Genomic DNA, 13527 nt, shown 5'->3' with positions numbered 1-13527 from the left:
AACTTTCCGGCGACTACTTGATAGCTGCCCTGAGTTTTTTGCCGGCTTTGAATTTTGGAACCTTGGCGGCCGCGATTTTGATCGGTCGGCCGGTCTGCGGGTTTCTGCCGGTACGTGCTTTGCGCTTGGTCACCGTGAAGGTGCCGAAACCGACAAAGCTCATGCGCCCGTCTTTCTTGAGGGATCTTGTTACACCCTCGAAGAATGAATCCATTGCTCTGCGCGCCTGAACTTTGGTAACCTTGGCATCCTTGGCGATTTTACCAATCAGTTCCTCTTTTGTCATAAGCACTCCCTTGCTTCAAAATGATTTGAGTTTAGCGCTAACACTGCAAATTTAAAAATGTTTAATTGTTTCAGTCAACAACAATTTTATAGCAAACCCGCATAAACTCAGGGCTCAGACTATTCTGGAAAAACATATCAATCAAACAGCGCTCCCCTGAGCCCGGATTCTGACTTTTCGAATTTGATGTCGGGGATCTGCTTGAGGTTGATCTTGAAATAATATCCCGCGCGGATTCCATCCGGTATCCATACGAATGAAGCTTCCCAGCAATGCAAATCGCGGTCAAAGCGCAGTTCCCTGTCGGTAACGGTTTTGTCCTTGATATCGTAATTCTGGGTAAATGAGAACCTCCATTTACGGGTCACGTTGAGCTCACAACTTAATGTGATCCAGTGCGTTATGCTTGTCCCTGTACTGAAACGGGATTCCGAGTAGCGATGCCCCAGGCGCATGCTGAACGGAAATGACGACCTCGTGTCGAGACGGTCGACAGTACTATAACGGGATGGAGTGTCGAAATCCTCTTCAACCTGTCCCGGCAGGTTATAGCTCGTGTTGAGATTGAAATCAGTCGAAATAGAAACGTTTGTCAGGCGCGGGCTGAAGAACATCAAATCACCGGTCTCTTCATCGTAAAAATCATGGCTGGCGGAAAGGGAAAAAGAGAGATTTGGGATTGTTGAACTTCGCAGGGTAGTCCGAAGCGGTGACCAGCGCTCGCGTTCAGCCTTGAAATTGTAACTCGATGAAAACGAAAGTGTGAACAGGTCAAGCTTGCGCTCCTCCTCACCCCATTTATATTTTATTTGAAACAGGTTCGAAAGTGACCATCCCAGGGCCTGGCTTTCGGTTCGATTCAGGCTGACCCCGGCAAACGAGGCCTCATTTTCATGGTAATCGTTTTTGGGGCGGTATGAATACGAGATGCTGGGAGTGACAACGTGGCGCAATCCGACCAGTCCGCTGATCGGGGGTGTAAACAGTCCGTAGATCTTCGTATTGGCGTTCAAGCTGAAACTGTAATTTCCGCTCCGTAAGGCAGTTTCTGTCATAAGTCTCTGCTCTTCGCTCTGGTCGGTATTGAAAATGTACCACCAGCTTTCCGTGATCGAGGCGGCCGGACTGATAGTCAGATATCGTAGAATTGTCGAGGGCATCGAGAGACGGAAACTATGTATCAGGGTAGAATAATGCTTTTTGGTCTGTGCTGAATCCGGTCCGGATTCTGAGATGTAATTATTTGAAGTGGCAGAATATGACAGGTACAGGTTTTCATACCAGTTCCCGGCTGTTGATTTGTCCCCGGCGAAGATACGGCGTGACGGCAATGACAAAGACAATCTGGGTAACTGATAGGTGACCTGGTTGTCGTCGAGACGATTTGTAGCCTGCACAACTGCTGTAAGAGAAGCCTGTCCCCAGCGCTTGTTAAAATTCAACTGCGAGCGCAACTGACGATTAAGACGTTCATCTTTATCAGTCAAAATATCGCTTATATAACGCGAGTCGCTGACGAAATTTCCGCTTCCCTTTAGTGACGCTGTTTGTGAGATGGTATGGTTGTGACTCATATTCAAACGCCAGCGGTTGGAATTCGTTTCGCCGTCGACATCATAAGTTGTCTCGCGCGAGTACGACCCTGAGATATTGCCGGAAAACTTGTAGCGCAATGCGTACCTGACTCCCAGGTTGAAAGTCAAGCCGTATTCATCGTTATAGTCAATGCTGGTCGTAAGATCGTAGTAATCACTCAGGGCCCAGTAATATCCGAGGTTATTGACAAAGCGGGAACCGCGCTCAAAATTGCCTATATCGAACGGTAAAAATCCGGAATGACGATCCTTCTTGATCGAAAACACGAAGTACGGCAGATACAGGACAGGTATCTTTTCGATATACAAAATGATCGGACGGGCAATTACACGATCGTCTTCGATCAGTTTCATCTTTTTGGAATAGAAATGGAAATTCGCGTCGCGATACTCACAGGGAATATACTGACCATCGGAAACCAGGAGGACATCCTCCTCTTCCTTACGAAGTATCCGGCCATAGTAAAACGCCTCCTCCAGCTTGGTATCCATCTCGCTGATTTTGCCCCTCTGGTTATCGATATTGTATACCAGGCTTTTGCCGAAAATCTCATCGTTGCCGTCATTTAGGATGACCGGATTGAAGATTGAATCACCGGATTCGGTTTCTTCCCAGGTAGGTCGCGCGCGAAGATTGCGATCGTTGGTGTTGTACACGATTGTGTCAGCCCCCAGCGTTACACGTTCGTGTTTGATTTCTGCCGTGTTATAAAGCTTTATATCGTCGTCGGCAATTATATAGCGCAGGTGCTGAGCCTTATAGCGTATCGTGTCACGATCCAGCAGGACATCATCCTCGGAGTATTTTCCCGATGAATAATATGTACCTTCGACTGAGGTTATGATTTCGACCTCGTTCAAATCCCTGTTTTCGAAGTACAGCTTGATAGAATCTCCTGAGGCAATGTTTCTGCCGGTCGAGGCGGAATCGGATTCAGCCGGGATATATTCGGAGTAGCTGTTTCCGGCGGACACGATTTTTTTCAGCTCTTCGAGTTCAAACAGAAACTTGATATTTTTGGCGTTCAGGCGACTTTCCGCAACTGTGGAATCGGTTTCTCTATCGGACTGACGGTAGATCGCTTCCGCGTCACCATGGACGTCAATAAAATCGAGCAAATCGTTTTCTAAAAAGATAGCCATTGAGTCGCCGGAAACACGGTTATCGCCCTGTACCGCCAGAGGTGATTCTGTCAACACCAGGCGGTTTGAATCGGGCATCAGCAAGGCTTTTCCGCAATTCGCTACCAGGTCGCTTTTTCGGATATGAACGTCTCCGTAGGCTTCGGCATAACCCTCTTCGACAAAATACCTGAGGCTGTCCGAATCCACATTGATAGTCTTTTCGAAATCAGCATAATTGAAGATCACCTTTGGATTATCGTATACAGTGAGTATTTCTTCGCGATTATCGTAGCGCAGGCTGTCCCCGGTCAAAATCAGGTTTTCGCTCCGATCCACCAAACGGGTGCTGTCCGAGCCGTAGAATATGTCAGAATTCTCATCGTACGTCAAATTAATGCCGGTCAGCACTCGATTCGTGTCGGCAATTTTGACATTACCCATGAAACGATAGTATCCCTCCGAAGAAATGAACACGCTGTCGGCATGGATTTCAGTCTCGGCCTGAGTGAAATGGACATTACCGAAGAATTTTGTGAGCGTGGAATCATCCAGGATAATGATCCGTGAACTGTCGGCGTTTTCGAGGATAACCGGCTCGGAGGCCACACCCGTGTTAAGAAGCGCGACAACCAGGGTTAAAAATATTAACAGGTTTCTGCCCATGCGCACAATTTACAGCCCGTCGTAGAGTGCTTCAACAAAAATCACGTCAACTTGTTATACCCGCTGGTGATATTATCGTTTATACTCATCGAAATATAAATCAGGTGAGAAGAACATCTGCAGTCCGAACATCCAAAACCGGTTACTTCGATTCCACCGCTGAACTCTGCCAGGGTATGTTGATGAGTATCGCACTCCAGGCCGTCTCGATACGGGAGGTAATCATAGGCGACTATCTCCCCGATGCCGAGGAGATAGTCGATATGCCAGTGGTACTTTTTGTCCTTGTGGTGATGTCTCAATAGCCTGTGAAAGAAATTCTTTTGAGCACTTCCGGTGTAGATGTACCAGCCTTTATTAAACATCCGATGGCCAAGACTTCCCACTCTTAGCTTCCTTCCGCGGGTGAGCCAGACCAAAAGCTGATAAACACCGGAAGAGATCATGCCTTTGCCAGCGCTCGATCCAGGTCTTCGATCAGGTCCTGCGGATCCTCGATACCGCATGAAAGGCGAATCATACCGTCGTTGACATCCGCCCGCTTGAGTTCTTCTTCGGAATACGAGATATGCGAAGTCAAAACCGGTATCGAGACAAGGGATTCAACACCCCCCAGTGAGGTGGCATGGATGAAGATCTTCATCTCCTCGATCACTTTACCGACAGCATCGAGACCGCCGTCGATTTCAAAACAGATCATCCCGCCAAAGCCTCGCATCTGCCTTTTAGCCATTTCGTGAAATGGTGATGATTCCAGACCGGGATAGCGAACATTACGAACTTTCTGGTGTTTTTCCAGGTGGGTTGCGACAGCCATGGCGTTGGCGTTTTGCTTTTCCACTCTCAAAGCGAGCGTTTTCATGCCCCGCAACAGCATAAAGCAGGCGTGCGGATCGAGATTGGTGCCGATCGTCTTACGGTACTCGAAGATCTTCCGCATATGTTCATGTGCTCCCACAATTGCCCCGCAGACGAGATCGGAATGACCGCCGAGATACTTGGTGCCGGAATGGATGACAACATCCGCGCCCAGTTCAAGCGGATTCTGGTTGATCGGAGTTGCGAAGGTGTTGTCCACCATCATGACTGCGTCATTTTCATGTGCCAGTTCAGCGACTGCCTTCAAATCAACTAAAGTCATATTCGGATTTGTCGGGGATTCGGTGTAGATGACTTTAGTTTCGGGCCGGACCGCTTTTTTTACATCTTCGATCGAGGGCGAATCCGCGAATGTAACCTCCAGTCCCGTGCCGGGTACTATCTCCGACAACAGAGAAAACACCCCGCCATAGAGCGTGGGAGTTGCCACCAGGTGATCACCTTTTCGCAGGATCCCGAAAACGGCCGAGGAAGCGGCCGCCTGCCCGGAGGATGTCACCAGGCATTTCTGACCACCTTCGAGTGCGGCCAGCTTGGTTTCGCAGGCTTCAACTGTAGGGTTGGTGTAGCGCGAATATAAATAAAGGGAATCATCGCCCTTAACGTAGTCACGCAGTTCCTGCATGTTTTTAAAGACATAAGTCGAGGTATTGAATACCGGCGGAACAACCGCGTTGGCGAACTCCATCTTTTCTTCGCCGGCATGAACGCACAGCGAGGCTTTGGATTTCCCTGCCATATCACTCTCCTATATGATTGATTAGTCTTCCGACATTTTCAACAACGATTTCTATTTTATCACCGACCTTCATCGGGTCTATCCCCTGGGGTGTGCCGGTAGCGATCAAATCGCCCGGCTTGAGTGTCATCACCCGGGAAATATATGCTATCAGGAATCCGGGTTTGAAGATCTGGTCGCTTGTACGGCCGTACTGTTTCTGTTCACCGTTGAGATAGGCTTCAACCGAAAGGTCGGAGAAATCTACTCCGCGCTCAATCCAGGGCCCGACCGGACAGAATGTGTCAAAGCCTTTGGCGCGGGTCCATTGACCATCTTTCTTCTGCAGGTGGCGCGCGGTGACATCGTTGACACAGGTCAACCCGAATATCGCCTTTTCAGCTTCTTCGGGCGTGACTTTTTTGAGAGTTTTTCCAATCACGACACCCATCTCGGCCTCGTAGTCGACACGATCCACAAAATCCGGATATATGATAGTTTCACCGTGGGCCAGAAGAGAACTGGGAGGTTTCATGAATAAAAGTGGTTCGTCCGGAACTTTGTCGGCCGACTGTGAATGTTCGACATGACGGGCGTAGTTTAAACCGACGCAGACGATCTTCTCCGGCGCAACTGCCGGTAATAGCTTGATTTTCTCGAAATCAAACGCCTGCTCCGTTACTTTGTGTTCACCGAACAGATCCCCTTCTATCAGCAGGACTTTTTGTGACGAATCGTCGTATCTGCCCCAGCAATTGCCGTCATGCTCGAAGCGAACTATTTTCTCAGCCATGTGTTACTCCATTAGTATTTTTAAATGATCTATAACTGCCTGATTTATAAAATTGAGCACATATCCACCCTCAAGAACTGAAATCAACCTGCCTCCGCACATATCATCAGCCACCCGACAGACCCGCCTGCCGGCTTTCTCGAAACCAGATAGAGTTACCCCCAGTCCGACCAACGGATCTTTTTCATAGGCGTCAAAACCGGCTGACAGCAGGATTATCTGCGGTTTGAAGTTGTTCATCGCCTCGGTCCAGGTCTGACTGATGATATCGTTGAATTCACGATCTCCCGCGCCGGCCGACAATGGGAAATTGAGGTTGTAACCGACACCGTCAGCATAACCCATATCCGATGCACTTCCGGTGCCGGGATAGAATGGATAACGATGAAGACTGGTGTAATGTACCATGGGATCAGAATAGAAGATGTTCTGAGTGCCGTTACCGTGGTGCCCATCCCAATCCAAAATCGCGACACGTTCGAACTTGTATTCATCGATAAGATAGCGGGCCAGTACAGCGATATTGTTGAACAGGCAGAAGCCTTTGGAGTTGTCGCGATCGACATGATGACCCGGTGGCCTGACGGCGCAAAAGGCGCGATCTATATCTTTAGCAAAGACTTTTTTTCCTGCCGTTAGAACTCCCCCGACCGCCATCAGAGCGGCATCAAATGAATGCTCATTGTAATAAGTATCCGGATCGAGATGTCCCTGCTTGCCTTTGGTTGCTTCAACTCTCTTGTAGTACTCTTCGCTGTGTACTTTAAGGATATCTTCTTTTTCAGCGGGTTTCGGTGTGATTCGAACCAGATCGTCGAACAACCCGGCGTCTTCGACGGCGGTATTTATCGCGATCAGTCTTTCAGGTCTTTCGGGATGATATGTTGATGCCTTGTGTTTAAGGTAAAGATCGTGATATATGTAGCCGACTTTATTCAACTCACCTCCACGTCTAATAAAACTTACCGTCACGAAAAGATCAACCTCAGACTTGCTTGAGTTTCCATTTGCCCCGTTTAAACCAGATAATCAGCATTGACCCTTTGATGATCGAAGTCCCGGAAATCGCCCACCACAGACCGGTGATCCCCATATCGAGTGTGAAGCACAAAAAGTACGCCAGCGGAATCCGGAACAATGACCAGCTGACTCCGATAATCGTCGGTGGCAGGGTATCCCCCGCCCCCGAGAATGCGCCTTCGAGGATGATTTCCGCGGCCATAAAGACCTGCGAGACACCCAGGATTATCAGGTAGTTGACGACCAGTGGTTCGACAGTCGCCTCCGGCATGAAGAATCTGCTGATCTGATGAGGTATTGTAAAAAAGAGTATCGAAATTATCCCGGTAAATATTGCCCCGTACATAAATGACACCCATCCAGCTTTTTCAGCCCGATCCGGCTGATTTGCCCCCAGATTCTGGCCAATCATGGCGCTGGTAGCCATCGAAGCCCCGAAGCAGAGCAGGTATGAAATCGACTCACAGCGGTTTCCTATTCCGAGCGCGGCTACGGCGGGATCTCCAAAGTCGTTCGCTATCCTGGTAAGAATAAAATATACCATAGAGAACAATACGCTGGCCATCGAAAGCGGAAATCCGATACGCGTGATCCTGATCAGAAGCTTATAGTCAAATTTGCTCAGTAATCTGAGCTTTAAAGGAATTGCCAACTTACCCGCTCTCAGAAACAGCAGGATCACCACCGTACCGACCAGAACTGCAAAAACCGAAGCAAGTGAAGCGCCATCGGTACCCATCTCCGGGAACGGTCCGATCCCGAAGATCAATAATGGGTCCAGAATTATATTTGTACCGACAACAGCAAAAGATGCGATCATGGGAGTTTTTGTGTCCCCGGTAGATCTAAACGTTGCCGCGATAACTTCATTAATGACAAATGGTATGCTGGCAAGAAATCTTATGCGCAGATAGGAGGTCCCGCCGGCAGCAACTTCGGGCGAGGATTCCATCACCTTGAAAGCCAGCGGTGCGAGAATTATGCCCACCACCGTAATAACTAAACCTGTAATGACTGCATAACCGATAGAGTGTGTGCCGACATAGCTGGCTCGGTCAAATTCACTGGCCCCGAAATAACGCGAGATCACCGCTACCACGCCGATATCCAGAATCATCATCAAAGACCATACGATCCAGAGCACAAACATGCTCGAGGTCAATATCGCCACCGGTTCCGGACCGCCAATCCTGCCGACAAAAAACATATCAGTAATCGACAGCACAAATTCTACCGACATCGTAGCAACAGCCGGGGCGGCCAGTTTGAAAAAGGCTTTATGAATCGAGCCCTGTGTAATCTGGATTTTATGGTTTCCGGCGTGAATCTGAGGAAGCTCAGCCACGGATTAATCCCCTTTCAAATAAAAGCGGAAGAAATGCTAAAACTCCCTAACTGGCAAGGGATTTCTTAAGTGATGTGACCTGCTTTAACAAGTCCTGGTAATGTGGATATGTTTTAGAAAAACTAAAAGTTTCCGGTGGAAGTATTTCCCGGTTTATTAAAACAGAGGCTGTGAATTGTGTCAGCATTAGATATGGGTCATTGAGTTTCCGTGGTTCAACCTCGTTGAAATCATGCAGTGGCGGTTCGATAACCAGACCATCCTCGATTTCGCCCACTCTCGCACCGGCTGAGGTCAAAATCCTTGCCACTCCATCAATTCGTGATGTCCACTTTGAACTCGATCTGGGCAGGCCGCGCAGTATAGTCTTGCCGGTTGCGAACATAGCCATAATTGACAATGGAGCGAATGCGTACAGGCAGTGCCTCATCTGTTTTTCATCGATCTTCCTCCCGGTCAGGTCATCGGGGCTGACTTTGATGATATGCCCGGGTTGACTTTTTTCGCTCGATGTCTTCTGGAGATCGGCCTTGAGCCCGAGGCGATTCAATATCCTGACAAATGTCTGATCGCAATTGAATGGTTTCAGGTATCCGAGAGCGATATCGCTATTGTTGCAGACGGCCGAAACTACAAGAAAGGAAGAGATCATGGGATCGGCCGGAAGCATGATTTCACTGTCTTCAAGCTTTTGCAGATTTTTGAGACGATAATGAAAACGGTTCTTACCGGATTTTTTCCTGAGCCGTTTAAGTCTTTTAGCAAGTTCGTCCTCTTCTTCATGCTGAGCAAGGTTTTGAAGTTCATAACTCAGAGGGTAATTTGACAGCTCGATCAAATCTGCCAGGTCAAAATCAGCCAGCAGTTCATAGTCCTTCCCCGACAGGGAATTCATCAGACCAACTGTTTCCGCCATATTATAATTACTGGTCGCAAAATTAAATTTGATCTTGACCGGGTTGAAAGAATGGAAATTGATTTTCTCAGTGTCGTCCTGGTCACCGTTTCCCTCGGCTAATTCAACTCCCGTACGACGCAGAACCAAAACCTTGCGTTCAAAATCCTCGCTGTTTTCACGACGGTAACTGAGTTTCATGTTGTGCTTGAGGTTGAGAGCCAGGGCGAGACGATCATCTACCTGAAAGATCGTTTTACTATCCACAAAATTTGAAGACTCAGCTTCAACACTTTCATTTTTCTCAAGAACAAGTTTACCCTCGTTTTTTGACAGATCATAGCCTGCAGAGTTTAACAGCGGTCTATATGTATCCAGGTCAAGTCCCGGATACGGATTAGCGATGGTCACATCTTGTTTGGAAAGAATTCCGGCCAGCAGGGAATTTATAGTATGTCTTTTCGATCCTGGGACAAGGATCAGCTTATCGGTCATTGTCTGAGTCATCACATTTTCTCCATAGCTTTGAGCCCCAGGATGCGAAGCCCCTCGGCCATTACGATCCTGACTGAGCGCATTAACAGCATGCGCGCCCGGGTCAATTCGACATCGTCGGAAATCACGCGATGTTTCTGGTAAAAACTGTTGAGATACTGTGCCAGTTCATACAGGTAATTGCACACGACCGCCGGCTCAAAATCATCGGCCGCCTGCGCAATCTTTTGAGGGAAAGCATACAGGCTGAGCATCAGGCTCTTCTCTTCGGGCTCTGCGATCCGGCTGAAGTCTACCTTGTCGGTGACAACATTACCGTATTTGCGTTCCAGGCTCGCCAGACGGGTATGAGTGTACTGCAAATATGGTCCCGTATTACCGTCAAAATTGAGCGCTTCTTCCCAGCTGAAATTAATGTCATGGGTACGGCGCACATTCAGGTCGGCATAGATTATCGCCCCCACCCCGATGGCCTGCGCGGATTCATCGAGATCGTCGATATCAGGATTTTTATCTATGATTATTTCACGCGCCAGCGCTGTTGCCTTTTTGATGACATCGTCAAGAAAAACTATATTCCCTTCGCGGGTGGACATCATTTCTTTACCAAACTTGATCCAGCCGAACTCGACATGATGACAGTTCTCATACCAGCCATAGCCGAGCAGTTCGACGATCTTGAAGAGCTGTTTGAAATGCAATGCCTGCGCTGACCCGACAACGTATAAAGCTTTGGCGAAATCATAAGTTTTGTAGCGGTATAATATGGCTGCCAGGTCACGTGTCAGGTACAATGTCGATTCATCCGATTTACGCAATAGTGCCGCGCCCAGGTCATATTCCTCGAGATCGACAATCAGGGCATCACGGCTCAAGCGGGTCATCCCGCGTGACTCCAGAAGCTCAAGCGCGGAATCCATCTTGTCGTTGTAAAAAGATTCACCTGTGTATTCATCAATTGTGGCATTCAGGATATCATAAATGCGCTTGTATTCTTCGAGGCTGTAATCGAGAAACTTACGCCAGATCGCAAGCGCTTCGGCATCACCCTGCTCGAGCTTTTTGAATTCGGCCCGGGCCTCGTCCTCGAGCGCGGGATCCTGTTTAGCTTCTCTGTGAAATCGAATATACAGATCCAGGAGTGCGTAAACAGGTTCTTTCCGGAAGGTTTTATCGTCGGCGAACTTCTTAAACGCTACGATCAATTTACCGAATTGCGTGCCCCAGTCGCCAAGGTGATTGATCCCGACACATTTATAGCCAAGTTTTTCGTACAGGCGGTAGAGACAGCTCCCGACGACTGTCGAGCGGAGGTGGCCGACATGAAAAGGCTTGGCGATATTGGGGGAGGATAAATCTATGATGACATTCTCGCCCTCACCGATACTGCTGTTACCGTAATCTTTTCCAAGTTTGAAGATCCGCGAAAGCAGTTTTTCCGCCAGGGTTTTTGTGTCCACGGTGAAATTGATATAACCCCCGGCGACCGAAGCTGAAGTGATCGAGTTGTACGGCAATTTGCCTTCGATCTTTGAGTATATCTCCTGGGCGATTTTGGGTGGTGCGTTTTTCCGTATTTTCGCCAGGCTGAAAGCTGGAAAAGCGAAATCGCCGAACTTGCTGTCGCGAGGTTTCTCGAGAAGGGAACGAATCCTGTCTTCATCGAGCTCGACTTCAGGGCTCAGCAATCCAACCAGATCATCATAAATAAAGTCCGTCATAACCTCCCATTAGTACAGCATAAACAGGTGTAATTCAACAAATATTTTAGATTATCCGCGATAGTAGTATTCACCGCACAGGATATACTCTGCGGGTCCGGACTGGTAAATCACATGTTCATCGGGATCCTGATATAAAGCCAGGTTACCATTTTCGAATCTGACATCAACTTCGCTACGCAAACGCCCGGTTTTTATCCCGGCCGCAACCGATGCAGAAGCACCGGTTCCTGAAGCGCTGGTCGGTCCGGCTCCACGTTCCCAGCTTTTGAGGGCTATCCTGTTTGAAGATAAGACTTTCACGAATTCGACATTTGCGCGTTCCGGGAATATCTTGTGGTTTTCCAGCATAGGTCCGAGCAAATGCAGATCGAAATCAAAATCCTCCACAAAACAGACTGCATGCGGGTTGCCCATCGAAACAACAGTGATCTTCAACTGTTGATTATTTACCCGGATTGCTTTTTCGATATGCTCCTTGGATCTGCTCAAAACCGGAATCTGATCGGTATCAAAAACAGGTCTTCCCATCGCCACTTTAACCTTGAAGCTGTTTTTCGAACTGTCCACCACCTCGGCAGAAATCCTGCCCGCCAGCGTATCCACATTCATTTTTTTTCCGGAAGCCAGCTGGTTGTCATACAGGTAGCGCACCATACAACGCAGGCCATTGCCGCACATCTCCGCCTCACTGCCGTCAGAATTGATGATCCTCATGGCAAAATCGGCCCTTCTCGACTTGCCGATCAGGATCAGCCCGTCGGCACCCACCCCCGTGGAGATATCGCAGATACTCCTGGCCAGGTCGCTGTAATCGACTGAGCGGTAGCTCCTGTCAAGCAGATCCAGGAATATGAAGCTGTTACCGAGACCGTGCATTTTAAAGAATTTTATCCTGCGCATAATCACCTCATGTATATAAGTCAGTCACATTGAAGTTAAACAAATCAATACAAGCAATAAAAAAAGTCCCGCTCATGGCGGGACTTAAAGAACGTATATTCTGTCGATCAGAGTTTTTCGAGTACTCCTGCCAGCCGTTTGATGCCTTCGACGATGTTATCTTCAGTCGGGTGGCAGAAATTAAGCCGGAAATGACGTTCGCTGTCTTCATGGGGGAAAAACGGTTTGCCCGGTACAAAAGCTACACCGGCCTCGATTGCCCTGTCAAACATCTCGTCAGCGGAATATCCTTCAGGAAGTGTTACCCATAAAAACAAACCGCCCTCTGGACGAGTAAAACTGACATTTTCCGGAAACATCTCGGTCATCGCCCTGATCATGGTATCACGGCGTTTACGATAAGCTTCCTTGATCAGCTCGAGGTGCCCCTGCAGATGACCGGCTTTGATATACTCCAGCACAAGGTACTGGGTGAACGTGGTAGAATGCAGGTCCGTCGACTGCTTGACTTTCTCGAGCATCCGGGCAACTTCCGGACAGGCTACCGCCCAGCCGATCCTGACACCCGGCGAAATAGTTTTCGAAAACGTTCCCAGGCTGACAACTGCGTTACCGCCGATTGTTTTCAAGGATGGTACCTGCTCGCCGGAATAACGCAGTTCACCATAGGGATTGTCATCGATGATCGGAATCTGGTATTTGCCTGCCAGCTCGACCAATGCCTCACGACGCTCGAGACTCATGGTTATACCCGATGGATTCTGAAAATTGGGGACGACATAGATAAGCTTCGGCTTATATTTCTTTATCTGTTCCTCGGCCTGCTCGACAATCATCCCGTTTTCATCCATAGGCACAGTGCAGTATCGTGCCTGGTAGAAATCAAACGCGCTGAGCGCACCGAGGTAAGTCGGAGCTTCAGTCATAACGTAGTCTCCGGGGTTCAGGAAAGCACGCCCCACCAGGTCAAGACATTGCTGGGACCCGGTCGTAATCTGAATCACATTGGGGGAAATCTCCCGCTCCGGAGTTGAAAGCCACTTCGCCATTTCCTCACGTAGTTCCATGATCCCCTGAGTGAGAGAATAT

9 protein-coding genes and 2 pseudogenes are annotated in these 13527 nt (G+C 48.6%); all 11 read right to left on the bottom strand.

All coding sequences use genetic code 11. The features are described 5' to 3' along the window. Window positions 1–13: 13 nt before the first annotated feature. Window positions 14–286: a DNA-binding protein HU gene (locus GF404_12350; GenBank protein MBD3382972.1), complete on the bottom strand. Its 273-nt coding sequence runs from the start codon at window positions 284–286 to the stop codon at window positions 14–16. Between the two features lie 137 nt (window positions 287–423). Beyond that, window positions 424–3675: a hypothetical protein gene (locus GF404_12345; GenBank protein ID MBD3382971.1), complete on the bottom strand. Its 3252-nt coding sequence runs from the start codon at window positions 3673–3675 to the stop codon at window positions 424–426. A 35-nt stretch (window positions 3676–3710) separates the two neighbouring features. Beyond that, window positions 3711–4175 carry a DUF123 domain-containing protein gene (locus tag GF404_12340; GenBank protein ID MBD3382970.1) on the bottom strand — a complete coding sequence of 155 codons (465 nt, stop codon included), beginning with the start codon at window positions 4173–4175 and terminating at the stop codon, window positions 3711–3713. Continuing rightward, window positions 4112–5287, bottom strand: coding sequence for an aminotransferase class V-fold PLP-dependent enzyme (locus GF404_12335; GenBank protein MBD3382969.1), 1176 nt, complete (start codon window positions 5285–5287; stop codon window positions 4112–4114). The genes GF404_12340 and GF404_12335 overlap by 64 nt, the downstream gene beginning before the upstream one ends. A gap of 1 nt (window position 5288) precedes the next feature. Further along, window positions 5289–6071: pseudogene (locus tag GF404_12330) on the bottom strand (DUF2437 domain-containing protein). Next, a pseudogene (locus tag GF404_12325) lies at window positions 6072–7031 on the bottom strand (histone deacetylase). A gap of 13 nt (window positions 7032–7044) precedes the next feature. Continuing rightward, on the bottom strand, window positions 7045–8424 hold the full coding sequence (locus GF404_12320; protein MBD3382968.1) for an MATE family efflux transporter: 1380 nt from the start codon (window positions 8422–8424) through the stop codon (window positions 7045–7047). 46 nt (window positions 8425–8470) lie between these two features. Further along, window positions 8471–9829 carry a hypothetical protein gene (locus GF404_12315; protein MBD3382967.1) on the bottom strand — a complete coding sequence of 453 codons (1359 nt, stop codon included), beginning with the start codon at window positions 9827–9829 and terminating at the stop codon, window positions 8471–8473. Further along, on the bottom strand, window positions 9826–11535 hold the full coding sequence (gene argS, locus GF404_12310) for an arginine--tRNA ligase (protein ID MBD3382966.1): 1710 nt from the start codon (window positions 11533–11535) through the stop codon (window positions 9826–9828). Before argS ends, GF404_12315 begins: the two co-directional genes overlap by 4 nt. A 51-nt stretch (window positions 11536–11586) precedes the next feature. Beyond that, window positions 11587–12438: a diaminopimelate epimerase gene (locus GF404_12305; GenBank protein ID MBD3382965.1), complete on the bottom strand. Its 852-nt coding sequence runs from the start codon at window positions 12436–12438 to the stop codon at window positions 11587–11589. A gap of 107 nt (window positions 12439–12545) precedes the next feature. Beyond that, on the bottom strand, window positions 12546–13527 hold a 982-nt coding region (locus GF404_12300; protein MBD3382964.1), incomplete at its 5' end, for an aminotransferase class I/II-fold pyridoxal phosphate-dependent enzyme.

The sequence above is a fragment of the Candidatus Zixiibacteriota bacterium genome (assembly GCA_014728145.1).
Taxonomy (GTDB): Bacteria; Zixibacteria; MSB-5A5; order JAABVY01; family JAABVY01; genus WJMC01.
Note: the sequence above shows the minus strand (reverse complement) of the source record. Positions and strands in the feature narration are given on the sequence as shown.

Excerpts from the sequence above, each read along its gene's own strand:
- GF404_12350 (MBD3382972.1), bottom strand. The coding sequence starts at position 286 with ATGACAAAAGAGGAACTGATTGGTAAAATCGCCAAGGATGCCAAGGTT.
- argS (MBD3382966.1), bottom strand. The coding sequence starts at position 11,535 with ATGACGGACTTTATTTATGATGATCTGGTTGGATTGCTGAGCCCTGAA.
- GF404_12335 (MBD3382969.1), bottom strand. The coding sequence starts at position 5,287 with ATGGCAGGGAAATCCAAAGCCTCGCTGTGCGTTCATGCCGGCGAAGAA.
- GF404_12340 (MBD3382970.1), bottom strand. The coding sequence starts at position 4,175 with ATGCGGTATCGAGGATCCGCAGGACCTGATCGAAGACCTGGATCGAGC.
- GF404_12305 (MBD3382965.1), bottom strand. The coding sequence starts at position 12,438 with ATGCGCAGGATAAAATTCTTTAAAATGCACGGTCTCGGTAACAGCTTC.